This is a genomic window from Marinobacter salinexigens (genome assembly GCF_008370345.1).
GTDB classification, from domain to species: Bacteria; Pseudomonadota; Gammaproteobacteria; order Pseudomonadales; family Oleiphilaceae; genus Marinobacter; species Marinobacter salinexigens.
Map to the genome: position 1 here is coordinate 238,774 of NZ_VTUU01000003.1, position 25,994 is coordinate 264,767.

General features: G+C 57.1%; 23 protein-coding genes. 16 read left to right on the forward strand and 7 right to left on the reverse strand.

Going from position 1 to position 25,994, the window contains the following annotated elements:
* Nucleotides 1-2: 2 nt before the first annotated feature.
* The 9 genes from FWJ25_RS08395 to FWJ25_RS08435 all read left to right on the forward strand — a co-directional run bounded on the left by FWJ25_RS08395 (nt 3) and on the right by FWJ25_RS08435 (nt 11,024).
* Nucleotides 3-239: a formate dehydrogenase subunit delta gene (locus tag FWJ25_RS08395; RefSeq protein WP_149599817.1), complete on the forward strand. Its 237-nt coding sequence runs from the start codon at nt 3-5 to the stop codon at nt 237-239.
* 128 nt (nt 240-367) lie between these two features.
* Nucleotides 368-1,219: a UDP-2,3-diacylglucosamine diphosphatase gene (locus FWJ25_RS08400; RefSeq protein ID WP_149599818.1), complete on the forward strand. Its 852-nt coding sequence runs from the start codon at nt 368-370 to the stop codon at nt 1,217-1,219.
* 281 nt (nt 1,220-1,500) lie between these two features.
* Entirely contained in the window at nt 1,501-3,693 is a 2,193-nt protein-coding gene (locus FWJ25_RS08405) for a dihydrolipoyl dehydrogenase family protein (protein ID WP_149599819.1), read from the forward strand.
* Nucleotides 3,684-4,655, forward strand: a complete 972-nt coding sequence (locus FWJ25_RS08410; RefSeq protein ID WP_149599820.1) for a radical SAM protein — start codon at nt 3,684-3,686, stop codon at nt 4,653-4,655. The genes FWJ25_RS08405 and FWJ25_RS08410 overlap by 10 nt, the downstream gene beginning before the upstream one ends.
* A 389-nt stretch (nt 4,656-5,044) precedes the next feature.
* Nucleotides 5,045-6,448 (forward strand): sodium:solute symporter family transporter, encoded by a 1,404-nt coding sequence (locus tag FWJ25_RS08415; protein WP_149599821.1) that lies wholly within the window; start codon nt 5,045-5,047, stop codon nt 6,446-6,448.
* Nucleotides 6,449-6,458: 10 nt separating this feature from the next.
* Nucleotides 6,459-7,403 (forward strand): hypothetical protein, encoded by a 945-nt coding sequence (locus tag FWJ25_RS08420; RefSeq protein ID WP_149599822.1) that lies wholly within the window; start codon nt 6,459-6,461, stop codon nt 7,401-7,403.
* Between the two features lie 153 nt (nt 7,404-7,556).
* The gene (ectA, locus tag FWJ25_RS08425) at nt 7,557-8,072 is read left to right on the forward strand and encodes a diaminobutyrate acetyltransferase (RefSeq protein ID WP_149599823.1); all 516 of its coding nucleotides are present in this window, start codon (nt 7,557-7,559) and stop codon (nt 8,070-8,072) included.
* Between the two features lie 180 nt (nt 8,073-8,252).
* A complete protein-coding gene (gene ectB, locus FWJ25_RS08430) occupies nt 8,253-9,521 on the forward strand; it encodes a diaminobutyrate--2-oxoglutarate transaminase (protein ID WP_149599824.1) in 1,269 nt (422 codons plus the stop codon).
* Nucleotides 9,522-9,572: 51 nt separating this feature from the next.
* Nucleotides 9,573-11,024 carry an aspartate kinase gene (locus FWJ25_RS08435; protein WP_149599825.1) on the forward strand — a complete coding sequence of 484 codons (1,452 nt, stop codon included), beginning with the start codon at nt 9,573-9,575 and terminating at the stop codon, nt 11,022-11,024.
* A gap of 148 nt (nt 11,025-11,172) precedes the next feature.
* On the opposite strand, the gene FWJ25_RS08440 is transcribed toward FWJ25_RS08435, so the two are convergent.
* Genes FWJ25_RS08440 through pdxH form a run of 3 tightly spaced genes read right to left on the reverse strand, consistent with a single transcriptional unit; the run spans nt 11,173 to nt 13,123 of the window.
* Nucleotides 11,173-11,754: a DNA-3-methyladenine glycosylase I gene (locus FWJ25_RS08440; RefSeq protein WP_149599826.1), complete on the reverse strand. Its 582-nt coding sequence runs from the start codon at nt 11,752-11,754 to the stop codon at nt 11,173-11,175.
* Between the two features lie 9 nt (nt 11,755-11,763).
* Nucleotides 11,764-12,519: a 4'-phosphopantetheinyl transferase family protein gene (locus FWJ25_RS08445; RefSeq protein ID WP_149599827.1), complete on the reverse strand. Its 756-nt coding sequence runs from the start codon at nt 12,517-12,519 to the stop codon at nt 11,764-11,766.
* The gene (pdxH, locus tag FWJ25_RS08450; protein ID WP_149600069.1) at nt 12,488-13,123 is read right to left on the reverse strand and encodes a pyridoxamine 5'-phosphate oxidase; all 636 of its coding nucleotides are present in this window, start codon (nt 13,121-13,123) and stop codon (nt 12,488-12,490) included. Before pdxH ends, FWJ25_RS08445 begins: the two co-directional genes overlap by 32 nt.
* 322 nt (nt 13,124-13,445) lie before the next feature.
* On the opposite strand from pdxH, the gene FWJ25_RS08455 reads away from it, so the two are divergent.
* Nucleotides 13,446-16,268 (forward strand): DUF748 domain-containing protein, encoded by a 2,823-nt coding sequence (locus FWJ25_RS08455; protein ID WP_149599828.1) that lies wholly within the window; start codon nt 13,446-13,448, stop codon nt 16,266-16,268.
* 11 nt (nt 16,269-16,279) lie between these two features.
* The gene (gene yfbR, locus FWJ25_RS08460; protein ID WP_149599829.1) at nt 16,280-16,873 is read left to right on the forward strand and encodes a 5'-deoxynucleotidase; all 594 of its coding nucleotides are present in this window, start codon (nt 16,280-16,282) and stop codon (nt 16,871-16,873) included.
* Between the two features lie 5 nt (nt 16,874-16,878).
* Here yfbR and FWJ25_RS08465 read toward each other — a convergent pair whose 3' ends face one another.
* On the reverse strand, nt 16,879-17,916 hold the full coding sequence (locus FWJ25_RS08465; protein WP_149599830.1) for an SPFH domain-containing protein: 1,038 nt from the start codon (nt 17,914-17,916) through the stop codon (nt 16,879-16,881).
* A gap of 3 nt (nt 17,917-17,919) precedes the next feature.
* Entirely contained in the window at nt 17,920-18,378 is a 459-nt protein-coding gene (locus tag FWJ25_RS08470) for an NfeD family protein (protein WP_149599831.1), read from the reverse strand.
* Nucleotides 18,379-18,605: 227 nt separating this feature from the next.
* Here FWJ25_RS08470 and FWJ25_RS08475 point away from each other — a divergent pair, with 227 nt between their 5' ends.
* The 3 genes from FWJ25_RS08475 (at nt 18,606) to FWJ25_RS08485 (ending at nt 21,482) form a co-directional block, all read left to right on the forward strand.
* Nucleotides 18,606-19,421 carry an SDR family NAD(P)-dependent oxidoreductase gene (locus tag FWJ25_RS08475; RefSeq protein WP_149599832.1) on the forward strand — a complete coding sequence of 272 codons (816 nt, stop codon included), beginning with the start codon at nt 18,606-18,608 and terminating at the stop codon, nt 19,419-19,421.
* Between the two features lie 112 nt (nt 19,422-19,533).
* A complete protein-coding gene (locus tag FWJ25_RS08480) occupies nt 19,534-20,646 on the forward strand; it encodes a GGDEF domain-containing protein (protein ID WP_149599833.1) in 1,113 nt (370 codons plus the stop codon).
* A gap of 50 nt (nt 20,647-20,696) precedes the next feature.
* Complete coding sequence (locus FWJ25_RS08485) at nt 20,697-21,482, forward strand: class II glutamine amidotransferase (protein ID WP_149599834.1); 786 nt, start codon at nt 20,697-20,699, stop codon at nt 21,480-21,482.
* Between the two features lie 79 nt (nt 21,483-21,561).
* Here FWJ25_RS08485 and FWJ25_RS08490 read toward each other — a convergent pair whose 3' ends face one another.
* Complete coding sequence (locus FWJ25_RS08490) at nt 21,562-22,467, reverse strand: metal-dependent hydrolase (protein WP_149599835.1); 906 nt, start codon at nt 22,465-22,467, stop codon at nt 21,562-21,564.
* Nucleotides 22,468-22,688: 221 nt separating this feature from the next.
* On the opposite strand from FWJ25_RS08490, the gene FWJ25_RS08495 reads away from it, so the two are divergent.
* Nucleotides 22,689-23,795, forward strand: a complete 1,107-nt coding sequence (locus FWJ25_RS08495) for a helix-turn-helix domain-containing protein (protein WP_149599836.1) — start codon at nt 22,689-22,691, stop codon at nt 23,793-23,795.
* A 366-nt stretch (nt 23,796-24,161) separates the two neighbouring features.
* On the forward strand, nt 24,162-24,569 hold the full coding sequence (locus FWJ25_RS08500; RefSeq protein WP_149599837.1) for an NINE protein: 408 nt from the start codon (nt 24,162-24,164) through the stop codon (nt 24,567-24,569).
* On the opposite strand, the gene FWJ25_RS08505 is transcribed toward FWJ25_RS08500, so the two are convergent.
* The gene (locus tag FWJ25_RS08505) at nt 24,570-25,937 is read right to left on the reverse strand and encodes a WS/DGAT/MGAT family O-acyltransferase (RefSeq protein ID WP_149599838.1); all 1,368 of its coding nucleotides are present in this window, start codon (nt 25,935-25,937) and stop codon (nt 24,570-24,572) included.
* Nucleotides 25,938-25,994: the final 57 nt, after the last annotated feature.

Consider the following 25,994-nt stretch of genomic DNA (forward strand, 5'->3'; position numbering starts at 1 on the left):
CGTTGAGCAATGACCAACTCCATCACCTGATTGTCATGGTCAATCAGATCAGCTCAAATCTTCATCACACGGGTACCGACGATGAGGCTGCGGAAGCGGTTGCCGGTCACCTGAAAAAGTTCTGGGCCCGCAGCATGAAGCAAATGATCATCGAGTATGCGGATCAGGACGGTAGTGAGCTGTCGCCATTATCCCGCGAGGCGGTGGCGAAGTTGCAGAAACCCGTCGAAACAGTTTGACGCCGCATGGTGCGTTAGCCGCAGGAGAAGTAACCAAACTGTCGCGCCAGTGTCACCGGGCTGTCACCCGGCCTTGCCAAGGTTAGCTCAGGAACCCTGATATAGGTCCTGAGAGACCGGGAGGTACCGTGCGACAGTATCGCAGTGTATTCATTTCTGATGTTCATCTGGGGACGGCTGATTGCCAGGCCAGCTATCTGCTGGATTTCCTGGACAACGTCCAGTGCGAAACCTTGTACCTGGTTGGGGATATCGTCGACCTGATTGCCATGCAGAGGCGCGCTCACTTCCCCGAAACCCACCATAGAGTCATCCAGAAGCTGATTGATCTGGCGGCCAACGGTGTACGGGTGGTCTACGTGCCGGGCAACCACGATGAATTCTTCCGTCGCTTCAGTGGCCAGACCATTTCCGGTATCGAAATTCTGGAAAAAACCGCCCACACGACGGCGGACGGACGCCAGTTCCTGGTCTGCCACGGAGACCAGTTTGATCAGGTAGTTCGTTGTAGCCCTCTGATGTTGCTGGTGGGTGATCGTGCCCATGGACTGCTGTTGCGGTTGAACCGATGGTTCAATGCCCTCCGGCGGCTGCAGGGCAAACCCTATTGGTCGCTGGCAGCCTGGATCAAGAGCCGGATAGGGCGGGCACGCACTTTTATCCGTCGCTTTGAACTGGCGGCCCTGACGGCGGCGGAGAAGGGCCGGTATGATGGCTTTATCTGTGGACACATCCACTCAGCAGGGTTTCTGCGCAGCGAGGAAGGGTTGTATTGCAACGACGGCGACTGGGTCGAGCACTGCACCGCGTTGGTGGAAAATGCTGACGGCAAACTGCAGCTGCTGCATTGGTCCGAAGCGCCCGCGATCCTGGCTTCGGAGCCTGATATGCCCAATCCGGGATTGTCCGGGGATGCTCGCCCGGTTCTGGATCCACTGCCCGCCGCGTTTGTCGAACAGGTGAACCGACTGGCAAGCTAGGCTTGCCAGTCCACCAGGCTTCTCCGCAATCTCCTGTCTTTTTTTAAAGTTTTCTCCTTTCTCCCGTAGACTCCCGTTCTGATTTCCCACCAACCTGTGAATTCTGGATCGCGGCCCGGTCAAGCCCCGGGTGCCCGTTTTACGGGAGAGTTAGCCAAGGTTTATAACTCTGTGACAACTTGAACGTCACTTATGGGTTAATCTCGAAATAAGACGAATCGATCTGTAACAAGCCCCGGGTTCGGGTGTTTATAGCAGGCACAGAGTCGACGGAGACACAAATGAACGCGGGAAAACTGGTTCTGATCACGGTGATCGTTACAGCCATCATTGCCTTCTGGGTGTTTGGGGGTGCCGAATGGCTAACCCTGGATGCTCTCAAGCAGAACCGGGAGGTGCTTGACCAGTGGATCACTGACCATCTGCTGCTTGCGTTGGCCATCTTTGCTGGTGCCTATGTGCTGGTGACGGCGCTGTCACTCCCGGGAGCTGCGGTGATGACACTCGCCGGTGGCGCCTTTTTCGGCAATATCTACGGTCTGATGGCAGTGTCCCTTGCATCCACCATCGGTGCGTCTGCGGCCTTTCTCGTTGCCCGCTTTCTGTTGCGCGACACCCTGCGGAACAAATATCGAGACACCATTGCGCGCCTTGATCGAGGGATTCACAAAGATGGTGCTTTTTACCTGGCGACTTTGCGCCTTGTCCCGGTTTTTCCCTTCTTTCTGATCAACCTCACCATGGGTCTGACCGGCATGCGATTATGGACCTACGCCTGGGTGAGCTGGCTGGCAATGCTGCCAGGTACTTTCGTCTATGTGAACGCCGGCACCCAGCTCGGACAGATCAATACCCTCGGGGATATCGTTTCCGGCGAGTTGTTGATGTCGTTTGCCCTTCTTGGTGTGTTTCCGATCATTGCCAAACTCATCGTCGGCTTCCTGCGCCGCAGGAAGGTCTACGCGGGCTGGCAAAAGCCAGACAGCTTTGATTACAACATGATTGTGATCGGCGGTGGCGCAGCGGGTCTGGTGGCTGCCTATATAGCGGCTGCTGTCAAAGCCAGGGTGGTGCTGGTCGAAAAGGATCAGATGGGAGGTGATTGTCTCAACACTGGCTGTGTGCCCTCCAAGGCGCTGATACGAAGTGCAAAGGCCGCTGATACGTTGCGCCACGCCAACCGCTATGGGTTGGAATCGGTCCCGGTCAGGGGCTCCTTCCGCGCGGTCATGGAGCGGGTGCAGGCGGTGATTGCAAAAGTGGAGCCCCACGATTCTCCGGAACGTTACCGGAAACTCGGGGTCGACTGCATCCAGGGCGAGGCAAGCTTCGTATCTCCATGGGAAGTGGAAATACGTTACGGAGCTGGCCGGACGGAGCGACTGACGGCCCGGAGCATTGTCATCGCCACCGGGGGCAGGCCCGCAGTACCGCCGATACCGGGGCTTGAGGACATGGAACCGATGACCTCGGAAAATCTTTGGGCTTTGCGGGATCGGCCAGAACGATTACTGGTTCTGGGTGGTGGGCCAATCGGCTGTGAACTTGCGCATGCTTTTGCCCGACTGGGCTCGAAAGTCAGCCAGGTGGAGAGATCTGACAGGATCCTTGGGCGTGAAGATGACGATGTGTCGGCCTTGGTCATGAAACAGTTTGAGGCGGATGGCGTTGACCTGCGCCTTGAACACTCTGCCACTGAGTTCCGGTTGGAAAACGGAGAAAAAGTTGCCTACTGCGATCACAACGGTGAGCGGGTCCGGATCCCCTTTGACGAAGTACTGGTGGCGGTGGGTCGGGCTGCCAACACTTCCGGTCTCGGCCTTGAACGTATCAACATCGAAACCCTGCCGAATGGTACGGTTCCTGTGGAAGAAGATATGAGCGTGCGCTACCCCAATGTCTTTGCCTGCGGTGATGTGGCCGGCCCCTACCAGTTTACCCACGCAGCGTCGCATCAGGCGTGGTATGCGGCGGTGAACGGGCTGTTTGGTCAATTTAAACGGTTCCGGGTGGACTACCGGGTGATGCCCTGGGTGACCTTTACTTCACCGGAAGTGGCACGGGTCGGGTTGAGTGAAGCGGAGGCCCGGGAGCAGGGGGTGGCCTATGAGGTAACCCGCTACGGTCTTGATGATCTTGATCGGGCCATCGCGGAAAGCGAGGACTACGGTTTTATCAAGGTGCTGACACCGCCGGGCAAGGACCGGATTCTCGGCGCGGTGGTTGTCGGAAACCATGCCGGGGAGATCCTGGCGGAATTTACCCTCGCGATGAAGCATGGTCTGGGGCTCAACAAGATCCTCGGCACCATCCATCCGTACCCGACCTGGAATGAATCGGCGAAATTCGCAGCAGGCGAATGGAAGCGTGCCCATGCGCCCCAGGGTGTATTGAAACTGCTGGAGAAACTTCATGGCTGGCGGCGCGGCAAGGCGTCACAGGCTGATAACCGAAAGGAGCAGATATGCCCCTGATTGATGCACCACAACAAGCACGGAAACGCATTTCGGCGGTAGAGGTTCTTGAGCCCAGAGCTCGCGACAGCTGGACACACACCCGTAGCGGTGACCCCCGCGGGTACATTGAGGCAGACAAGCTCAAAGAACTCTGGATTCATACCGGCACCGCTTGCAACCTGGCCTGCCCCTTCTGCCTTGAAGGCTCCCATCCCGGTGATGGACGCATTCCCGGCATGAAGCTCAGTGACGTGAAGCCGTTCATCCGCGAAGCGGTCGATATGGGCGTTGAGCAGTTCAGCTTCACCGGGGGCGAACCATTCGTCATCCGGGACTTCGTGAACATCCTCGATTACGCCAGCCAGCACCGGCCCTGTTTCGTGCTCACCAACGCCACCGATCCCCTGCTTAAGCGTCGCCAACAGGTGCTGCCGTTGCTGGATAACCCCTACCCGATCCATTTTCGGGTCAGCCTGGATTTCCCGGACGCTACCCGCCACGACAGGGATCGCGGTGAAGGCAGCTTCGAGCTGGCCCTTGAGGGCATTGCCTGGCTGGTCGAGCAGGGTTTCAAGGTGTCGATTGCCCGACAGACAGACCCCGGAGAAACCCCTGAAGACGTTGAAAGCGCCTTCCGGGCCATCTTTCGTGAGCGAGGTATTCCGGAGGATCTGGCGTTCACGGCCTTTCCTGATCTGGGAACTCCGGGGACCGATGATGGCAGTCCGGAAATCACCGAAACCTGTATGGAGAAGTACCCGACGAAAGAGGCCCGGGCTCATTTCATGTGTACCTATACCCGGATGCTGGTGAAGAAGGGAGACCGGGTTCGGGTGTATGCCTGCACGCTGGTGGATGACGATCCTCAGTATGACCTTGGGGGGACGCTGGCGGAGAGTATGGATGAGCGGATTATGTTGAGGCATCACCGGTGTTTTGCCTGCTATCGGTTTGGGGCTAGTTGTTCGGCGCCTGGGTGATTGTTTTGGGCTGGGGTTTTTAAGACTGGGAAAGGTGCAGTTGGCGGTCTGTGGGTGGGGGATTTATTTCCTTGGAAAAAAGAACTCGCTTTGCTCGGACAGCTTTTTTCTGGCGGAAATAAATCCCCCACCCACAGACCGCGGAGACGACTTTGCTGTTCGCCAGATGTGAAAGGACAGGTAGTCAATTGCCGGGGAAGGCTGACATGGGGATAAGCCAGGGGATGGCAGGTTGGGGCGCAAAAAATGTGGAGCGCCATGGACGGCGCGACCAAGCCCCCCATGGATGGGTTCACGGGCGGTTTTTTGCGCCCCAACCTGCCAGCGCCGGTAGCTCCAGATATAAGAACACGGGAATAGTCCCGGAAAACAAAGGATAGGAAACGACGATGAATGTTACTGAAGCTTCCCTGTTCTGGGGATTTCTCTTGGCCTACGGTGTGGTGATGTATGCCCTGTCGCCTCGCAGCCGGAATGCGGCGTCGTTTTACCGGGGGGCGGATGATCAGGGGAACCCGGTGGGTCAGTGGTCACTGACAGCCAGTATTTTTATCAGCTGGATTTTTGCCAAGTCGGTGACGAATGCGGCCAATCTGGGGGCTGCCTATGGGGTGGTTGGTGGTCTGGCGTATGCCAGTTACTGGCTGTCGATTCCAGTGGCGGGGTACGTCATTTACCTGATCCGTACGCAGACGGGGGCGCGGAGTCTGCAGGAGTTTCTGACGTCTCGGTTTGGGCGGTTGGCGTCGCTGGCGTTTGCGGCGGCGATTCTGATCCGGCTGTACAACGAGGTGTGGAGCAACACCGCCGTTGTTGGTGGTTACTTCGGGCTGCCCGGTGAGTGGGAGTACTACGCAGCGGCGATGTTGTTTACCGCATTCACCCTCGCATACAGCCTCAAGGGCGGTTTGAGATCGTCGATCTTTACCGATGTGATTCAGGCCTTTGTGTTTGTGTTCTTTGTCGGGGCTGTGTTGTTCCTGATTATTCCGGCCAACGACACCAGTGCGTTGCTGACTAATGGTGAGTTTCGTCTGGAAGCAGGTTTTGATCTGTTGCTGGTGGCTTTGCTGCAGCTGTTCAGCTATCCGTTCCATGACCCGGTACTGACTGATCGGGGCTTTGTGAACAAAGAAAAAACCATGCTCAAGAGTTTCGTGGTGGCGGGGTTGCTCGGGTTTGTGGCGGTGTTTATCTTCAGCCTGGTGGGTGTGCATGCGCGGCTAAACGGCATTGAGGCGATGGGTAATGCGCCGGCGGCGGTCGGGCAGTCGCTGGGGCTGGCCGCGTTGTTTTTTATGAGCGTCGTGATGATGACCTCGGCGGGGTCCACGCTGGATTCCACATTTACCTCCCTGGCCAAGTCGCTGGCGGTGGATCTGCCCAATCTCGCGCAGCGGGCCCGGGACCGGTTGCCCAGTATGCGTGTGGGAGCGGTGGTGATGGTGGTGTTTGCGCTGCTGGGTAACCTGCCGATGTTCGCCGGCACGGATATCCTCAAGGCCACCACCATTTCCGGCACCATGGTGATGGGGTTGGCGCCGGTGTTTCTGTTCTACAGCTTTACCCGCTGGTCGCCCTGGAGTTTCCATCTCAGTTTCTGGACCGGCATTGGCCTGGGGATTCTGCTGGCCACCGGAATGATTCCGGCCAGTTGGGCGATTGGTGACGGCAAGTACGCCATGTTGCTGGGTGTGAACGCCTATGGCTTCCTGATCTGCAGTGCGGGCTTTTTCCTGCCGTTGCTGCTGCGCCGGTTGGCGGGGCGTTCACTGGCCGCAGGGGAGGCTTGAGGTATTTGCGATGACTGAAGGACGGAGTTGCCCTCTTGCGTACCGTTATGATCCGGCAACTCTGTGCCGGGAGCCCGAGCCTGTTACCGAGGATGTGATTTATGTGGTGGGCGGGCTGTACGGCAATCCTTTCGCGCTGGATGAAATTGAGCGTATGGCGGCGCAAGAGGAGCGGTTGGGACGTCGGGTCCGGCTGGTGTTCAACGGCGACTTCAACTGGTTCAACGCCAGTGATGAGTTGTTCCGGGACATAAACCAGAGGGTTTTGAATCACACTGCGAGTCTGGGTAATGTCGAGTATGAGCTGGCCAACCCCAGTGACGGTGCCGGTTGTGGTTGCGCCTACCCGTCGTTCGTGGATCAGGGGGTGGTTGAGCGGTCCAACCGGATCATGGTCAGACTTCAGGGCATTGCGGACAAGCATCCCGACTTGCAGGCACAACTGGCCAAGTTGCCTCGCTATCGCTGCCTGATGTTTGGAGGCCTAAAGATTCTGGTTTTGCATGGCGACCCGGAATCCCTTGCCGGCTGGGGGCTGTCACACGAATCCTTTAGTGCTGGAAAAGATTCAGAGGTGAAGTGTTGGCTGGAGGTGGCGGGTGCAGATGCCATCATTTGCACCCATACCTGCCTGCCCCTGATCTGGAGCTCGCGGGTTGCGGGATGTGACCGGATGGTGGCCAATAACGGTTCGGCGGGCATGGGCAATCTCCGGGATGATCCCCGGGGGCTACTGGTCCGGATAGCGCTAGAGCCAGCTCCCGAAACGGCTTTGGTGAGCCGGAATATCGCGGATATGGCGGTTTCCTTGGTGCCAGTGCCTTTCGACCATGATGCCTGGCTGGACCGCTTTGATCATCTCTGGCCTGCCGGGACTGAAGCGGCGGAGTCCTATAGAAATCGCATTCTGAGCGGTACTGAGCTGTCTGCGGAAAACATGCTGTTCCCTTCATGATGTTCATAAAGTTGTCACCTCCAGTTGATGCAATCTGGTCTATTCTTAGGGTGTCTGAAGGGCATCTTGTTGTCGCCGGAAGCGGCCCAACTTGAAATATATTTTGTGGTCTATATAATTCAGCACTAACTTTTGAAGCGAATTGATCACGTTATGACATCTGAAGGTTCGAATACCACCGCCATCACCCTGCGCGTACCGACGAAGGATGATGGCTTCCGGCTTAACCAGCTGGTGGCTGAATGCCCGCCGCTGGACCCCAACTCGATTTACTGCAACCTGTTGCAGTGCAGCCACTTTGCCGACACCGGCGTGGCCGCGGAGAAGGACGGCGATCTGGTCGGCTTTATCTCCGGATACATCCCTCCCCAACAGCCCGAGACCGTGTTTGTCTGGCAGGTGGCGGTTCACGAGAAAGGTCGTGGACAGGGCCTGGCCAAGCGGATGCTGAATGACATTGTTTCCCGTGATGCCTACAAGAGCGTCACTCACATGGAAACAACCATTACCGCAGACAACGAGGCTTCATGGGCTCTGTTCCGTTCATTCGCACGTGATATGGGGGCCGAACTCACCTATCACGAGCACTTCGAGAAAGACGCCCACTTTGGCGGGAAGCACGATTCTGAATTCCTGCTGCGTATCGGGCCTTTCAAGAAGCCTGTCTGAGAGCCTGAACTCACGACGATTGTCGTGAATGACTGTGATTGGAGTAGCCGGCAGGCCACCCGAGGTGGGTCTGCTATCCAAGGCTGAAACCAACGCACGGCGGGCTTGTCGCGACCGACATGTTTTACCGACAGGCTGCCGCGCATCTACCTCGAACCTGAAATGCTAAGAGGCAAGACAATGGAAATTTTTAAGTCAACTGAATCCGAAGTACGTGTTTATTCCCGTGCCTTTCCGGTGATTTTTAACCGCGCCAAGAACGCGCATCTGTACACCGAAGATGGCAAGGAATATCTGGACTTCCTGGCCGGTGCCGGTTCCCTGAACTACGGCCACAACAACGATATTCTCAAGAAAGCCCTGATCGAATACATCGAGGCGGATGGTGTGAGCCAGGGGCTGGATCTGTTCACCACTGCCAAGCATGACTTCATGGAGTCCTACAAGAAGTACATCCTTGATCCGCGTGGACTGGACTACAAGATGCAGTTTACTGGCCCTACCGGTACCAACTGTGTGGAAGCGGCCATGAAGCTGGCCCGTAAGGTGAAAGGCCGTACCGGCATCATCTCCTTCACCAACGGTTTCCACGGTGTCACCACCGGCGCCGTTGCTGCCACCGGTAACAAGCACCACCGTGGCGGTGTCGGTATGCCGCTGAACAATGTGGACTTCCTGTTCTACGATGGTTACCTGGGCGAAGATGTCGACACCCTGAAGATTATGGACAAGGTGCTGTCTGACAGTTCTTCCGGTGTTGAGCTGCCGGCGGCAGTCATTGTCGAGGCGGTTCAGGGCGAAGGCGGTCTGAACGCTGCCCGTGCTGAGTGGCTGAAAGGGCTGTCTGAGCTGTGTGAGAAGCATGACATCCTGCTGATTCTGGATGATATCCAGGCAGGTAACGGTCGTACCGGCGAGTTCTTCAGCTTCGAATTTGCCGGCATCAAGCCGGACATCGTGACTGTGTCCAAGTCCCTGAGTGGCTACGGTCTTCCGATGGCACTGGTACTGTTCAAGCCTGAACTGGACGTTTGGGAATCCGGTGAGCACAACGGTACTTTCCGCGGTAACAACATGGCGTTCATCACCGCTCGTCTGGCCGTGGAAACCTACTGGAAGGACGACGCCTTCGCCAACGAAGTGAAGGCCAAGACCAAAGTGCTGGGTGATGCCCTGCAGACCATCTGTGACAAGTATCCGGGTGAGTTCCACGTAAAAGGTCGTGGTCTGATGCGTGGTATTGAGGCCAAAGACGCTGACCTGACCGGTCCGATTACCCGTCGTTGCTTCGAACGTGGACTGATTATCGAAACCAGTGGTCCCAACGATGAAGTGATCAAGTGCCTGATGCCGCTGACTACCAGTGAGGAAGACCTCAAGAAGGGTGTTGCACTGCTGGCGGAAAGTGTTGACGAGATCATGCAGGAAGGTGTGAGCGAGGCGTCCTGAGGCGCCCGCTGTTCACGACTATTCATTCTGCAAGGTAGCGAAGGCAACCCTATGACCACTGCACAACACACCGTCGAGAAAATCGGCGGTACGTCCATGAGCAATTATGAGGCAGTGCGCGACAACATCATTTTTGGTGACCGCCACAAGGACGACCTCTATCAACGAATTTTCGTGGTATCCGCCTATGGTGGCGTCACCAACGAATTGCTTGAACACAAGAAAACCGGTGAACCGGGCGTTTACGCCCTGTTCGCCGATGCCGAGTCCGACTGGGCCTGGGGCGACGACCTCTCCAAGTTGGTGAAGTTTCTCACCGACATTAACGGCGAGCTGTTTGAAGACCCGATGCTCAAGAACCAGGCAGACCAGTTCATCACTGATCGCGTAGAGGGTGTCCGTGGCTGTCTGATTGATCTGCAGCGCCTGTGTTCCTACGGTCAGTTTCAGCTTGAAGAGCACCTGCTGACGGTGCGCGAGATGCTGGCGGGTATCGGTGAGGCCCACAGTGCTTTTAACACTGCATTGAAGCTTCAGCAGGAAGGCGTCAACGCTCGCTTTGTCGACCTGACCGGCTGGCGTGATGCTGAGCTGCTGCCGCTGGACGAGAAGCTTCAACAGGCGTTTGAGGCTATCGATCTGAGCCGGGAACTGCCGATCTGCACCGGTTACGCCCAGTGTAAAGAAGGTCTGATGCGTACCTTCGACCGGGGCTACAGTGAGATGACCTTCAGCCGTGTTGCGGTGATGACCAATGCTCGCGAAGCGATCATTCACAAGGAATACCACCTGAGTTCCGCCGATCCCAACATCGTTGGCGAAGACAAGGTGGTACCCCTGGGGCGGACCAATTACGACGTTGCTGACCAGCTGGCTAACCTGGGGATGGAAGCGATTCACCCTCGTGCCGGCAAAGGCCTGCGTCAGAATGAAATTCCGCTCCGGGTGATGAATACCTTTGAGCCGGAGCACACCGGAACGCTGATCACCGGGGATTACGTCAGCGAGACGGCCCAGGTGGAGATCATTGCCGGTGCCAAAGGTGTCTTTGCCATTGAAGTGTTCGATCAGGACATGCAGGGCGAGCCTGGCTCAGACCGCAAGATTCTGGACGTACTGAGCCGTTTCAAGGTGCGTTTCATGTCCAAGGACACCAACGCCAATACCATCACCCACTATGTGGATACCACGCTCAAGCACGTCAAACGTGTGGTCAAGGCGCTGGAAGAAGCCTTCCCGAACGGCGAAATCAGTACCCGTAAGGTGGCGCTGGTATCCGCCATCGGCAGTGACATGAAAGTGCCGGGTATTCTGGCCCGTTCTGTGAAATCACTGGCGGATGTGGATATCAGCGTACTGGCCATTCACCAGTGCATGCGCCAGGTCGATATCCAGTTTGTGATTGATGAAGACCACTACGAAAGCGCCATCAGTGCCCTGCACGGCGTATTGATAGAGCCGCACAACCACGAATATGCCATCGTGGCGGCATCTATCGAGTAAGAGGATTACCGGCAGGCGGAACCGGTCGCTCCGCCTGCTGGTAATGGAGGACGTCTTGCCTCCAGATCGGGGCGCCCGGCTGGCCGGCCCTGCACGGGTTATTCATTCTGGGCGCCACCCGATCACCTTTCATCAGGGAAACAGCGAATCAGAGCGCAAGTTCCCTGCAGGCCGAGTGTTGTGGGCACTGTGCCAGGTGATCATTCACCATGCCGGTTGCCTGCATGAAGGCATAGACGATAGTCGGGCCAACGAAGGTGAAGCCGCGACGTTTAAGCGCCTTCGACATCGCCTCCGATTCTGGTGTTGTAACCGGTACATCACTCATACTCGTCCAGCGATTCTGAATGGGTGAATGGTTCACGAAAGACCAGAGAAAATCGCTGAAACTGCCTTCATCTTCCAGGATTTTCAAATAACCCCGCGCATTCTTGATGACCGATTGCACCTTCAGGCGATTGCGGATGATGCCGGGATTTTCCAGCAATTGGGCAACCTTTTCGTCGTCGTACTGGATGATCTTTTCCGGATCGAAGTCGTCGTAGGCTTCCCGGTAGGTGCCCTGTTTGCGCAGGATGGTGATCCAGCTCAGACCGGCTTGTTGGCCGTCCAGGCACAGCTTTTCAAACAGTGCCCGGTCGTCGTATTCCGGGCGCCCCCAGACGGTGTCGTGGTAGCGAACGTAGAGCGGGTCGTTGCCGCACCAGGAACAGCGTTCCGTGTTGGTCATGAACTCTCCTTAGTCAGAACGCCGGGTGATTGCCGTAAACACCAGAGGCTTCACGAGCTGGGTGTCGGCTGAGGCGGGCGCCAGCTCCAGACTACCTGGCGGCTCCGGCAGCAAACGGATAACCGGAGGTGTGGCGGCTCCGGCGGTCCGGAACACCAGTGTCACCAGAAAGTTGCCGACCCGGCTGCAGCTGGCGTACCAGTCGGGTTCAGATTGATCACCAGCCAGCCGGAAGTCAGGAGATACCTCCAGAGTTTGCAGATTGCCGGCAATACCGCGCCCTGTGGCTTTCAGCCAGGCTTCCTTGAGCGTCCACACGGTCAGGAACTGGTCGGGCTGATTTCGTCCAAGTAACCAGGCCTGCTCATGGGCGGTAAACCATCGTTTTACCACTTTCTGCCATTGTGGATGCCGCTCGGCAGGTTCGATATCCAGCCCGATCACACCCACGCTACTGGTGGCACAGGCGCAAAGTCCGTTGCTGTGGCTGAGGCTGAGTCGCCAGCCAGTGGGATGCTGCGACTCAATGGGCCGGCCCGGGACAGGACGGCACACGGCGGCATCTTTGCCACTGGCACCGGCAATGGCCTGGCGGAGCAGCCAGCGGCTCGCCAGATATTCCCGTCGCCGGGGGCCGGAAAACAGGCTGACGGTAGATCGCTCTGTTTCGCTCAGCCAGTCTGGCAAATCCGTTGTTTCAATCTCGCCCTGGCGACAGATCCATATGGCAGGATCAGGGCTGGAGGCGCTGGATAAGCCAGTCATCGCCATCCCTCACGTATTCAAAACGATCGTGCAGGCGACTCGGGCGGCCCTGCCAGAACTCGATTCGTTCGGGAACGACCCGATAGCCGCCCCAGAAGCTGGGCAATGGGATATCACCTTCACTGAATTTGCGTTTTATTTCGGCGACCTTCTGTTCAAGCAGACCCCGGGAGGTAATGGCTTTGCTCTGCTCAGAAACCCAGGCACCTATCTGGCTGCCTCTCGGGCGTGACGCGAAATAACGCAGGGACTCAGCTTTACTGACCTTTTCGACCGCGCCTTGAATACGTACCTGTCGGTTCAGTCCAATCCACGGGAACAGCAGGGCGGCACGAGGATTTTCCTCCATTTCGAGGGCTTTGCGGCTGCCGTAATTGGTGTAGAAAACGAAACCGTGCTCATCGAAATATTTCAGCAGCACGGTACGCAGATCTGGCATGCCGTCGCTGCCGGTCGTCGCCAGGGACATGGCATTGGGCTCCAGGATCCCGGCGTTGCGGGCATCTTCGAACCAGTGCTGAAACTGCTGCACCGGGTTGTTGTTCAGGGCATCGCGGTCTAGTCCTTCACTCTCGAAATCCCGGCGCATATCGCCAATGTCCATTCGTGCCTCTCTTTTGCTCAATGAGTGTGCAGTGGTTGGTACTGAATTACGCTCAACGAGCATAACGAGTTCACCCTCACTTGTCAGTGGCTGTGTCAGTGGTGTGTTTCGGACATAAAGCTGATCCGTGCTGCTATCATTCCGGGTGGGGTGTCGAACATTGGGCGCTTCGTCAATGGTCACGAGATTGACACGCCCTTGCCTGAAAGTCGCATAAGCGGCGGCTGACAAACGGGTAACGAGGCGATTATCCTTGATAGAGATCAGGGTAGATGGTGCTCTGTGAATCAGAACGGCGGAATTACCGATTAAGGAGAGCCTTGTGGCAGAAAGCAGTAAACGCAGTCACCTACCGAGGAATCTGTCCATCGGATTTGTTGTGCTGTTTGTTTTGTACACTTGCGCAGGCTTTCTGATTCTGCCCTGGTGGCTGGAGAAAACACTGCCGGAACAACTTGATCAGCGCATGGGCTGGCAGGCGGAAGTAACCGATATCCGGTTCAACCCGTTCCTGCTGACTCTGGATACCGAGGGCTTGAGCGCTGAAGATTCCGGCGGCGAAAAAGTGCTTGGTTTTGACCTGCTGCATGTGGATCTGAACGTGTTCCAGCTGGTGCGGGGTATTGTCGGCTTCGAGGCCATCCGGTTGCAGGAGCCCTATATCCGGTTGGACCTGCTTGAGGGTTACGGTGTCAACTTTGCCCGTGACTGGCAGGAAAACAACCCTGAGACAGCTGAATCGGATCAGGAACCCGTTGCCGCCGAAGAGTCATCCGGCCCGCCCAAGCTCTATTTTGGTCAGGTCGCCATTGACGGTGGAGAGTTGTTGTTCCGTGACTATAGCCAGTCAGAGCCTGCAGAGTTCCATATTACACCGCTGGACCTGACCCTGAACGATCTTGCTACCTGGCCGCGGGATGATCGGGATAGTGACTATTACTTTATGGCGGCCATTGGAAACCAGACAGTGGAGTGGGAAGGGGATCTCAGTGTCACCCCGCTTTACTCGAAAGGTCACCTGAGGGTTGCGGGTGTCGGTTATGAGACCCTGAAGCACTTCATTGCCCCTTATCTGCCCTATGATCTGCGTGGCGGTAAGGTCACCCTGAGTTCCGACTATGAGCTTCAGGTCGCTGACGGGGTCTTCCTGAGTACCGCCAACGGCAATCTTGAGCTTGATGAACTCGCTCTGGCGATTAGTGAAGGCAGTGACGCGACCAGTCTGACCACAGGTACCCTGGCCATCGACAAGATTGGCTTCGACCTGACGGGTATGGACGCCAGTGTCGGCCAGATCTCGCTGGATGGTCTCGACGTTACCCTGGTGCGTGACGAAGAAGGACAAATCGACTGGCTGAAGCCGTTGTCGAACACCGATGGTGACGAGGCTCCGGAAGCCCCGGAAGCCGAATCGTCATCAGGAGCGGGACTGACCTGGTCGGTGGCTGGTATTGAACTGTCGGGTGCCCGTGTCCACTGGCTGGACCGTCAGCCGGCGACCGATGCTGATCTTGCTCTGGAGCAGGTCGAGCTGAAGGTTGGCCCTGTCACCCATGATCTTGAAGAACCGGTGACCTACAGCGTGAATGCATCGCTGGCCAGTGGTGGCAGGTTATCGGTAAACGGGCAGGCAACACCGGCTCCGTTCACTCTCGAGGCGGCGATTTCGGGCGCGGACATTGCCCTGGCTGCGGTCGAGCCCTACGTGCAGGAAGGGGCCAACCTGAACATTGCCGGAGGCACTCTCGGGGTCGACGGTAATCTGGATCTGGATGCCCAGACAACGCCGCTGACCGGCACGTTCAGCGGTACGGCCCAGGTTGAGGACTTTGCCGTTGGCCTGCCGGATGACCAGGACCGTTTGCTGTCGTGGCAGACTTTGCAGTTAGCGCCTGTCGAGTACAACGTGAACCCGGCACGTCTGGAAATTGGTACGGTCACGCTGAAGCAACTCGCGGCCAATGTAGTTCGTGGGCCGGATGCCATCCACAATGTAGAGCGTATTGCGCGCTCTGCCGGGGCGGACTCGTCCGAGGCCAGCGATGCCGGTACTGAAACAAGTTCCGGGGATGAGCCTGGATTCATCTTCAGAATCGGCCAGGTGATGCTGGAAAATGGCGCTATCGGATATACGGACCGGACCCTGAGCCCGGCGTTCACAACCTCTCTCGACGAGTTGAACGGCTCGGTTACAGGCCTCAGCAACATTCCGCCCCAACAGGGTAAAGTGGCCATCAAGGGGCGGGTGGACAGTGTTGCCAATCTGGATTTTCAGGGCACCATCGGGACCCTCGGCACCGAGGAACTCAGTGATCTGAAACTGAGTATGAACGACCTGTCGTTGCCGGTGCTTTCACCCTATTTTGGTCGTTACCTGGGTTACGGAGTGGACAGCGGCAAGCTGGATCTGGATCTGGACTACAAGATCTCGGGTACCCGCATTGAGGCTGAGAACATCGTCATCATGGATCAGCTGGCACTGGGGCAGTCTGTGGAAAGCGAAGATGCCGTCAACGCGCCAGTCCAGTTAGGGCTGACCTTGCTGAGGGATACTGATGGCGTGATCGAGGTGGATCTGCCAATCAGCGGCGACCTCTCAGACCCGGAGTTCAGTGTGGGGAGAGTGGTGATGCGAGCGTTCGTAAACCTGCTGGTCAAAGCGGCAGCGTCTCCGTTCAGCATGCTGGGTTCCATTGCGGAAATGGCAGGCCTGAGTGGTGAAGAGCTGGGGATGGTCAGCTTCAGTCCGGGCAGTGTGAATCTCGCCGAAGGTGAGTCTGAAAAGCTCGCAGCATTGGCCGACGCCCTGAAGCAGCGTCCTGAGCTGCTGCTGAATATTCGCGGTGGCGTGTCTCCGGAAGCCGACGGTTTGGCACTTCTGAAAGAAAGCCTGACCCGGGGCGGCCAGGACCTGTCCGATGCACAATGGGACGTGGCCCGGACCGCGTATCTGGCGGGCGAGCGAGAGCTTCCCCCGGAAGCCCTGAACAACCTGGCAACTGCCCGGGGCGTTGCTGTCCGGAAGATGCTGCAGGACACCCATGAAGTGCCGACAGACCAACTGTTCCTGCTGGACCCGTCGAGGAACGCAAGCGTGGGTGATACCGGCGACGTCATCGTAGAGTTTTCTCTGGGAGCCCGTTAAAGGCTGACGCTATGGCCCATTCTCTCAGTCATTTTTTTGCCTATGTGTCCCGGCTGCGCTGGATCAAACGTTGGGGCCTGATGCGTAACGCCATCGAGGAGAATGTGGCCACTCACTCGTGGGAAGTGGCGACCCTGGCTCACGCTCTGGCGCTCATACGTAATCGCCATTTTGGCGGCCAGGTAAATGCTGACCGTATCGCCGCTGCCGCTCTGTATCACGATGCCACCGAGGTGATTACCGGGGATCTGCCAACCCCGGTGAAGTACCATTCGAAAGTGATGAGGGAGGCTTTTGGCGATATTGAGCACAAGGCAGAGGCAGAATTGCTGGCGTTGCTACCGGATGATCTGCGGGATGATTTTGCACCTTACGTACGTGAATCCCGCTTGCCGGCAGAGGATAAGGAACTGATCAAGGCAGCTGACCGCTTGTCCGCCTGGCTGAAGTGTCAGGCGGAAATCCGGGCGGGAAACCGGGAATTCGAACCGGCGGCGGAGCAGATCCGGCGCCGGCTAGAACAGGAAGGTCTGCGGGAAGTGGCCTACTTCATGGAAGTATTTGCACCCAGTTACGAGCAGCCACTGGATAACCTTCTGGAGTAGCCTTCTCAGCCGTGGCTGGCGGCCGAACCAACGACTCCGCCACGAAGGCCATCTTTCTGCAGGGCATGGCGCACGGCATCCTCGGGCGAACCGGCCAGTTCCCGGAACATGCCCATGGAGCCCAGCAGCGCCGACGATTCGTAAGGCACGAATACCCGCTCCCCGTCCTTGGCCATGGTGGGCAGAGCCTTGATGTAGCTTTGTCCCAGCAGGTAGCCGATAACGGTCTGTTTGTTCTCTTCGGTGTCGCCTATGGCACTGAGGACCAGTCGAATGGACTCCTGCTCACCCTGAGCGCGCAGAATAGCGGATTCCTTGTCGCCCTGGGCATTCAGGATAGCGGACTCCCGCTGCCCCTGAGCCATGGCAATCGCTGCTGCCTTCTCACCTTCCGCTTCGGTCACCGTTGCACGGCGGCGGCGCTCTGCGGCCATTTGCAGGCGCATGGCTTCCTCAACTTCTTCCGGCATGCTGATGTCCTGGACCTCGACACGGGTGAGCTTTACCCCCCACTTGGACGCAGGCTCTTCCATCTCCGCCTGGATTGCGTTGTTGACCTCACTACGGGATTCGAACAGCTTATCCAGTTCCATCTTGCCAACCACGGAACGCAGCGTCGTCTTCGCCAGTACCTCAACCGCCTGACTCATGTTGGCCACTTCGTACACCGCGCGGCGAGGATCGATGATCTGGTAGTAAAGAGCGCCATTAATGTTAACCGTGACGTTATCTGTCGTGACCACTGGCTGTCCGGGGAAATCCATAACCGTTTCGCGGCGGTCAATGCGGGTTTCATCACTGCTGACAGGATGGTATTCCTCACCCATGCGGATGTAGCGGATCATGGAAATCGGGCGGGGTCTTTCGATGAACGGAATGATGATGTTCACGCCACTTTCCAGAATCCGGTTAAACGAGCCCAGACGCTCAATCACCATCACTTCGGACTGGCGTACGATCACCAGGCCCTTGGCGATGATGAAAATTCCGACAATGACAAAAATCAGGCTGATGACCAGCCCTGGAGTGAGAAACGTTAACATGGGTTACTGCTCCTTGTGTGACGTAGTCCTGACGACGGCGGTGGTGCCGTCAAAGTGTTGAAAAATGACCTCGGTACCTTCCGGTAACTCGGTGGCTCCCGTCTCGCTGATTCTCAGGCGATAGAAATCACCGTTTACCTTGATGCCGATGGCTCCGTCGAAATCCCGTTTCAGGGTGGTGTAGCGCTGCCCCTGCTCGACGCCGGTCCCGGTGGTGCCATAGGCCACACCTTTCGGGGAGAATCTGGGACGGATCCAGCGAATGGCGACAGGCACCAGGATGCCGGAAAACACACCCATGCCCACCAGCTGCCATTCAAACGGCACGTTCAGAAAAGCCAGTCCGGCTGTCAGAGCGGCGGCTATAGCCAGGGCAAGCAGCAGAAGCACACCGGAAGTCAGCTCGGCCAGACCGAGGACCAGGGCGAGAATCAGCCAGAAATGCGTGAGACTCCATTCCATAAACAGTTTCCGTTTGCCAGTAAGGACATTGACGCCGCTGCCGGAGAGCCAGTCGGCGAAAGCCGATTGTACCCAAATCCTGTCGATACGTCAGAGGTGACCGTAGTGCCTTGAACAGAGCTGTTGTTGAGCCATATCCAGTGGCCGGGCGATTGTTAGAGTATTTGCTTTAATAAGGATGGCCATAGCGCTTTTCCGGACACAAAACCAACAAGAGGTCGAAGACCATGAAGGATCTTAACAATAAGGTAGCGGTTGTCACGGGTGCCGGTTCCGGTATTGGCCGGGCCCTTGCACTGGCGCTGGCCAAACGTGGATGCCGGTTGGCAGTGTCTGACGTGAATAAGTCAGGACTCGCGGATACCGTAAAAGCGCTCAAGGGCTCTGAGGTGAAGAGTTACCACCTCGATGTGTCAGACCGTGATGCCATCTACGCCCATGCGGAAGCGGTCCGGAAGGATTTCGGTGAGGTCAACCTGGTGATCAACAATGCCGGTGTGGCGCTCTCTGCCACCGTTCGGGAGATGACCGATGATGATTTCAAGTGGGTCATGGACATCGATTTCTGGGGAGTGGCCCATGGTACAAGGGCGTTCCTGCCACACCTGATTGCCTCGGGAGATGGTCATGTTGTGAACATCTCCAGTGTTTTTGGCCTGATTGGCGTCCCCAAGCAAAGTGCCTATAACGCGGCGAAATTTGCTGTTCGCGGCTTCACCGAATCCCTGCGCCAGGAGATGCAGCTGGAAAATCAGCCGGTGTCGGTCAGTTGTGTGCATCCGGGCGGCATTCGCACCAACATTGCCAACGCGGCGCGGATGGGCAAGTCCGAGAACGCTGACGCCCAGCGCAAGGGCTTCGACAAGCTGGCGATGACCACGCCGGAAAAGGCTGCGGAGATCATCGTCAAGGGTATCCTGAAGGATGAATCCCGTATCCTCGTGGGCCCGGATGCCTGGGGTATCGATGCCATCAACCGCTTGCTTGGCTCCGCCTACCAGCCGCTGGTGACCCGTTTCTCCCGGAAAAACCTGTACGTCTGAGTGGTTATCCCGGTACAGCAGGTTGAGCCGGACTTTTCAGCTTGCTGTACATTTTACATACAGCCAAAACGTCCTATACTTGCTGTTCTCCAGGGAACAGGGATGAATCAGCATGAATTGCCCACGCCACACGGATCTGGTGGCTACACTTGAACATAGCCGCTCGGGTCTTCGCGATAGCCACCGTCGCTCATTGATGCGGGTGCTTTTTGCCGTTACCGGCTCGGCTTTGTTGCCGTTTGCCTTTCTCCAGATGATCAATGGCTTCTGGTGGGTCGGTGCCAGCGAATTGGCGGCCTCCACCACCCTGTTCTATGGCATGGTGCGGCTTCGTACCACCCCCCACCTTCAGCAGTGGATTTACCTTTACCTGGTCACTCTGTTTTCCTTTTTCCTGGTCATCATGTTGCTGCCAGAGGCATCGGTGGCGGCGTTTGTCTGGGTGTTAATGATGCCAGTGCTGTCCTATCTGCTGCTGGGCAAGCACGAAGGCATGATTCTCAGTGTGCCCTTCATGCTGCTCGGAGGGGTGATCTATTTCATTCATCTGGGCAATGTGGGGTCAGCCAGCCGAATGATCGACCTGCTGAACCTGGTGCTTTGCGGAGCCCTGATGCAGTGGTTTATTCACCTTTACGAAGTGAAGCGAGAGGAAGCGGAACAACGCCTGGTGGACATGGCCCAGACTGACGCATTGACAGGGCTAGCCAACCGCAGCAGCTTCCAGAGCACTCTGGGCCGGACCATTGCAGAGTGTGAGCGCAGCGGCACAGGGTTTGCGTTGGTGGTCATGGATATCGACCACTTCAAGCTGGTTAACGATACTCTGGGTCACGATGCCGGTGACCACGTGCTCAAGCATATCGCAGTGAGCCTGAACGAGCGGCTGCGGGGAACCGATTTTGTGGGCAGGCTCGGAGGTGAAGAATTCGGGCTGATTCTGAGGGATGTGAAACCCGCGGATGCGTTTGAACTGATGGACGAACTGCGTCAGCGGATCGCCTCCCGCACTATGAGTTACGGCGAAGCGGATGTTCGTGTTACGGCGTCGTTTGGTATTGCCCAGTGGCCGGATCATGGCCGTGAAATGGAAACGCTGTTCAGTATTGCGGACCGCTGCCTCTACAGTGGTAAACGATCCGGCCGCAACCGGGTGGCCGGGGCTGATATGGCCAACCACGCGCCTGCCCGGCAAGGTGACCTGTTGGCTGGCAGCTCTCGCTGATTCGGGTATCCTTGAAAGTTGTGAATCACTTTCAGGACTGATGCTGCTCGATGTGTGAACTGCTGGCCATGAGCGCCAATACTCCGACAGACCTCTGTTTCAGTTTCACCGGGCTGACCCGGCGAGGTGGCGATACCGGCCCTCATAAGGACGGCTGGGGGGTGGCCTTCTATGAGGGGAAGGGTGTCAGGGCCTTTCACGACGCCGATGCCAGTGCCAACTCGCGTCTCGCCGAAGTCGTTCAGACACACCCGATAAAGAGTGAAGTGGCTATCTGTCACATCCGACAGGCTAATGTGGGTGACATCTGCCTGGCCAATACCCATCCATTCATGCGGGAAATGTGGGGACGTTACTGGGTCTTTGCCCACAATGGCCAACTGCAGTCTTTTCAGGCCAGTGAGGGTTTTTATGAGCCGGTGGGAAGTACCGACAGTGAAGCCCTCTTCTGCGATATCCTCAACCATCTGAGGCGATACTGCCATCGCGATACACCAACAGAAGAGCTGATTGAGCGCCTGGTCCGGATGTCGCGCGCCTACGCCAGTGAAGGTGTATTCAACCTGTTACTCAGCAATGGCGACTGGCTGTATACCTACTGCACCACGAAAATGGCCAGCATTACCCGGCGGGCACCGTTCGGCCCTGCCCGTCTGAAAGATGCAGACGTCACTGTGGATTTTGAATCGGAAACCACACCGAACGACATTGTCAGCGTGATTGTGACCGAGCCTTTGACTACGGATGAATCCTGGGACGTGTATAAGCCGGGCGAGTGGCGATTATGGCGTAAAGGTGAGGTGGTCATGCGGGGCGTGGATCAGGCGGATCACTGAACATACCGAACCGGAAGCTGTTTCCCGCCTCCGGTTCGATGTCCGATGACTCCGGTCATGACCGGATAAGTCTTCGGGGTTACTGAAGTGTGCGACGGTTGCCGTTCTTGTACTGGGGCGCGATATGTTCCTGGATCTGCGCTTTGAACCGGCTGATCAGCTCGCTGTTGTCGTGGTCCCAGGGATGAAAATTCGGCTTGAAATACTCCAGCCAGGTGGGAATAAGGCTGGAGAAGGTGCCGTTCTTGCCCCACATGCGCCACAGGCCCTTCGCGCTGTCCTTGAGGGAGAAATTCTTCGGATCGTTGACCATCATCCGGGTGGTGAAGTAACCGGCCATCACAAACAGGGCGCTGGTGCTGAAGACCTGATAGAACGCACGCTCGGCGTAGGTGCCACCGACCTGTTGAAAAACATCGTAGGTTACCGCTTTGTGTTCGGTTTCCTCGATGGCGTGCCACATCCACAGTGGGCGCATGGATTCATCCATGTCTTCCCGAACATCGCTCCGCTCCAGCAGCATGTCAGCCATCATCGCGGTCATGTGTTCCAGCGCACAGGTAATGGCCAACTGATGGCGTTTTGGCAGTTTCTTGGCAATGCCCAGCACCACTTCCAGGTGCTTCTCAAGTTCTTCTACTGGCATGCCCTGGTCACGAACGTGCTGGTTCATGGCAATGTGCTCCAGGGAATGCATGGCTTCCTGGCCAATGAATCCACGAACCTCTTCCTTGAGCTTTGGATCCTGGATCTGGTCGCGATAGGCCCGTACCGAGTCTACGAAGAACTGCTCACCCTGAGGGAAAAGCACAGACAGCGCGTTCATCATGTGGCTCAGGGTGTAACTGTTATCAAGCCAGTAACGGGGTACCTTCTGCCCGAATTCGAAACCCATACGCTGGGGTTTGATTGACACGTTATCCGGGGTCTGGGATACACCGGAATGTGCAACGGAAGCCTTGGTTTGTGTTTTTGTGGTCAGCATTCGTGTACTCCTCACTTTGGCTGATGTCATGGGATCAGTCTGGAGGAGGCAAGGTGTTTGGTGAATGCGAGAAAGGGACGGCCATCGTTCAGGATGGGACAACCCATGAACAAGATTGGCTTTGGTGACGTCCTGACAACGGTATGCTGCCCCAGTGTGGAGAGGTTCCGTGTCTGCTAAAGTCGGAATCATGTTATTTCAGACTTTAATCAAGGATCCCTATGGCCAGTACCGGAGCAGATAAAGAACGGCAGATGCTGGGACTGTTTCTGGTGCCAGGTGTCTACATGCGGGTCATGGCGGAGACTGTCCGACAACTGGGATACAACGACCGGCCCTTGTATGAAGGCCTGAGCTTCACTCCGGATGATCTGAAAGAGAATGACAGCAGGGTGTTCGTGACGGACGCCATCCTGATGACCCAGCGGGCACTGGACCTGGCGGGCAAGGATGGTTTGAGTTTCATGCTCGCCCGTGAACTGCGAGTGACCATTCACGGAACCCTTGGCTTTGCGGCACTGACCAGCCCAACCTTCGCGGGTGCTTTGGATTCCGTGCGCCGCTATCTGCTGCTGCGGGCGCCCTTCCTCAGCATGAGCCAGTCCGAAACCAGTGACGAAGTGCTGGTAAAACTTTGTTCGGATTTCGACGTTCCCGGCCTCTACCCTTTCCTGGCGGAAACGGTCAGCGCGACCCTGATCCTGCTCACCGACCAGTTACTGGACCGGGACGATGCTGAAAAACACGGGTTCCAGTTGGTCGACGGTAAGCTACCCGGAGTGACCGTCAGGCTCAGCACTCCCGAGCCGGCTTATTACCGTGAGTTCGCCAACCAGTTGCCAGTGCATTTTGAGTACGATCAGCCTGACGAAATGATGGTGTTCCCGAAAGCTCTGCTCGACGTGCGAATGCGGTTGGCGGATGCCGAAGCTTCCCGTATGGCGAGAGAACAGTGCGAATTCGAACTGCAGAAAGCGCTCAGAGAGCAGGGGGACATTTCTCTGGCTGTACGCAATATGTTGCGCACCATGCCCGCCCCGCTTCCGTCTCTTGAGGCCATGGCTGAGCGCTTCTGCGTGTCGTCAAGAACCCTGAAGCGTCGGCTGGCGGAGAAAGACACCAGTTACCGGGAGATCCTGGAAGCGGTTCTGAAAGACCGGGCGATTCAGTTGCTTCGTTACACTAATCAGTCGGTCAGCGAAATTGCCTACGAACTGGGGTATGCGGACCTGTCAAACTTCAGCCGGGCGTTCCGCAAATGGACCGGGAAATCCGCATCTGAGTTTCGCGAGGGTGGCCCTGATCCGGCGCCTGAGGTGGGGCCCTGAGTTCTGATTGTCCTGGGTTTTGGCGTGGGGTCGCGGGGTGGGGAGGTGTTTTCTTCTGGGAAAAAGAACTCGCTGCGCTCAGACATCATTTTCCCGGCAGAAAACACCTCCCCACCCCGCGCCCTTCTGACAAAGCAGTGGCCTGCCCGGAACGAGTTATGCAGTTGTTTGAACTTGCTTTTATTGACTATCCGTTCATAGTCTGCCGGACGGAGGGGTGATATTTATTCCCGCCAGGAAAAGCTGTTTGAGCGCAGCGAGTTCTTTTCCCAAGGGAATAAATATCACCCCTCCGGCCAGCCACCAAACCTGACAGGCTAGGGTCTAAACATACAGACCAACTCTAAAGTGAGGACCAAAGAGAACATGACAACCAAACCAGACACCCACAGCAAAGTCTTCGGCTACCTGCTCTGGATCTTCGGATTCCTGGGGTCGCATCGTTTTTACTACGGCAAACCCGTCACCGGCACGATCTGGTTTTTCACTCTGGGGCTGTTTTTCATAGGCTGGATCATCGACCTGTTCCTGATTCCAGCCATGGATCGGGAGGCGGATCTGCGATTCCGGGACGGAGAGGTCAGCTACAACATCGGGTGGTTGCTGCTGACCTTCCTGGGGGTATTCGGTATCCACCGGATGTACATGGGCAAGTGGATCACCGGTATTATTTATCTGTTCACCGGTGGCTTCTTCCTGCTGGGTATTCTCTATGATTTCTGGACGCTGAACGACCAGATCTCTATTCGCAACGAGGAACACCGCTTCGGCTGATTACAGCCCGGCAGCGGTTTCCAGATCGGCCAGGCCCTCATCCAGTCCGTCGAGCATTCGTTGCAGGCTGGGAAGGGTCCGGCGGCAGCCGATCAGCCCGAATTCCACCTGATCCTTGTAGCTGGTCAGGGTCATGTTCAGGGCCAACCGGTCCATGGCAATGGATACCGGGTACATTCCTTCCAGTTTTGCACCGTTCCAGTAACAGGTCTCTTTGGGGCCAGGTACGTTTGAGATCACCACGTTGAAGGTCTGCCAGTTCGGAGCCATGCCGGTGAGCAGATGGAAGGCCGCAGGCGCGAGGGTCAGCGCGGTGTAGTTAATGATTTCCTCGGGTGACATGTGGCGGTAGCGTTCCTTGGCTTCCTCCATGCCCCGGTGGATTTTAAGCAATCGCTCTCCGGCATCTGTTTCGTCGGTGTGCAGGTTGGCCAGGATGACCCCTACCTGGTTGCCGCCATCGCTGTCATCCCGTCTCAGGGAGACCGGAACCATCGCCACCAGCGGTTTGTCCGGCAGGGCATCCTGGTTCATCAGGTAGGTGCGCAGTGCCGACGCACACATGGCGGTCACCACGTCGTTGACCGTTGTGCCGGAGGCCTCGCAGATAGCGCGGATGCGTTTCAGGCAGTAGGACTGGGAGGCAAAACGCCGGGAGCCGGTGATCTTCTGGTTCAGAACGCTGCGTGGCGCGTGGAAGATGGAGTCGTAGGCCGGGTCTTTGCGGGCCTGGTTGACGGTCTTCAGGAGTTCCTTGGCTACGGTCGGGATGGTGCCCAGCTGGCGCCCGGAGGAACCCAGCAGGTGGCTGACGCTGCCCCACAGGGATGGTCCGCCATCGTCGGATCCGCTTCGCTCCCGGGGTGGTAGTGCCCAGATAGGAGGCATACCGCTCAGGGTTGGGTCCGGGCTGAGCATGCGGGTGGCCATTTTCATCGCGGATACGCCATCCACCAGCGAATGGTGCACCTTGGTGTAAAGGGCAAACTGCCGGTCTTGCAGTCCTTCGATCAGGTGAACCTCCCACATGGGCCGTTCCCGGTCCATCAGGTGGGAGTGTTCTGCTGACACAAAGGCGAGGAGTTCCCGGATGCGGCCAGGTGTGGGCAGCGCTTCGAACCGGAAATGGTGTTCCAGATCCAGGTGTTCGTCGGTGACCCAGTTTGGTTGTCCGAACCGGTAACTGAGCCGCTGGTTGAAGGGGGGAGTTACCACCGAGTGTTGCCGGAGCTGGCTGGCCAGCTGTGCTACATAGTCATCCGGCGCGCCTTCAGGGAACGAAAACAGCTGCAAGCCGCCAACGTGCATGGGTTGCTGGCGTCTTTCGAGCCAGAGAAAGAGTTGATCCGTGGGGCTTAGAGGTCTCACAGCGCGTCCCTTGTTCTTGGTTTTTAACCGGATACTAACGCAGCTTCCCGACTCTGT

Excerpts from the sequence above, each read along its gene's own strand:
- FWJ25_RS08405 (WP_149599819.1), top strand. The coding sequence starts at position 1,501 with ATGAACGCGGGAAAACTGGTTCTGATCACGGTGATCGTTACAGCCATC.
- FWJ25_RS08410 (WP_149599820.1), top strand. The coding sequence starts at position 3,684 with ATGCCCCTGATTGATGCACCACAACAAGCACGGAAACGCATTTCGGCG.
- FWJ25_RS08415 (WP_149599821.1), top strand. The coding sequence starts at position 5,045 with ATGAATGTTACTGAAGCTTCCCTGTTCTGGGGATTTCTCTTGGCCTAC.
- FWJ25_RS08420 (WP_149599822.1), top strand. The coding sequence starts at position 6,459 with ATGACTGAAGGACGGAGTTGCCCTCTTGCGTACCGTTATGATCCGGCA.
- ectA (WP_149599823.1), top strand. The coding sequence starts at position 7,557 with ATGACATCTGAAGGTTCGAATACCACCGCCATCACCCTGCGCGTACCG.
- ectB (WP_149599824.1), top strand. The coding sequence starts at position 8,253 with ATGGAAATTTTTAAGTCAACTGAATCCGAAGTACGTGTTTATTCCCGT.
- FWJ25_RS08435 (WP_149599825.1), top strand. The coding sequence starts at position 9,573 with ATGACCACTGCACAACACACCGTCGAGAAAATCGGCGGTACGTCCATG.
- FWJ25_RS08440 (WP_149599826.1), bottom strand. The coding sequence starts at position 11,754 with ATGACCAACACGGAACGCTGTTCCTGGTGCGGCAACGACCCGCTCTAC.
- FWJ25_RS08445 (WP_149599827.1), bottom strand. The coding sequence starts at position 12,519 with ATGACTGGCTTATCCAGCGCCTCCAGCCCTGATCCTGCCATATGGATC.
- pdxH (WP_149600069.1), bottom strand. The coding sequence starts at position 13,123 with ATGGACATTGGCGATATGCGCCGGGATTTCGAGAGTGAAGGACTAGAC.
- yfbR (WP_149599829.1), top strand. The coding sequence starts at position 16,280 with ATGGCCCATTCTCTCAGTCATTTTTTTGCCTATGTGTCCCGGCTGCGC.
- FWJ25_RS08465 (WP_149599830.1), bottom strand. The coding sequence starts at position 17,916 with ATGTTAACGTTTCTCACTCCAGGGCTGGTCATCAGCCTGATTTTTGTC.
- FWJ25_RS08470 (WP_149599831.1), bottom strand. The coding sequence starts at position 18,378 with ATGGAATGGAGTCTCACGCATTTCTGGCTGATTCTCGCCCTGGTCCTC.
- FWJ25_RS08475 (WP_149599832.1), top strand. The coding sequence starts at position 18,606 with ATGAAGGATCTTAACAATAAGGTAGCGGTTGTCACGGGTGCCGGTTCC.
- FWJ25_RS08480 (WP_149599833.1), top strand. The coding sequence starts at position 19,534 with ATGAATTGCCCACGCCACACGGATCTGGTGGCTACACTTGAACATAGC.
- FWJ25_RS08485 (WP_149599834.1), top strand. The coding sequence starts at position 20,697 with ATGTGTGAACTGCTGGCCATGAGCGCCAATACTCCGACAGACCTCTGT.
- FWJ25_RS08490 (WP_149599835.1), bottom strand. The coding sequence starts at position 22,467 with ATGCTGACCACAAAAACACAAACCAAGGCTTCCGTTGCACATTCCGGT.
- FWJ25_RS08495 (WP_149599836.1), top strand. The coding sequence starts at position 22,689 with ATGGCCAGTACCGGAGCAGATAAAGAACGGCAGATGCTGGGACTGTTT.
- FWJ25_RS08500 (WP_149599837.1), top strand. The coding sequence starts at position 24,162 with ATGACAACCAAACCAGACACCCACAGCAAAGTCTTCGGCTACCTGCTC.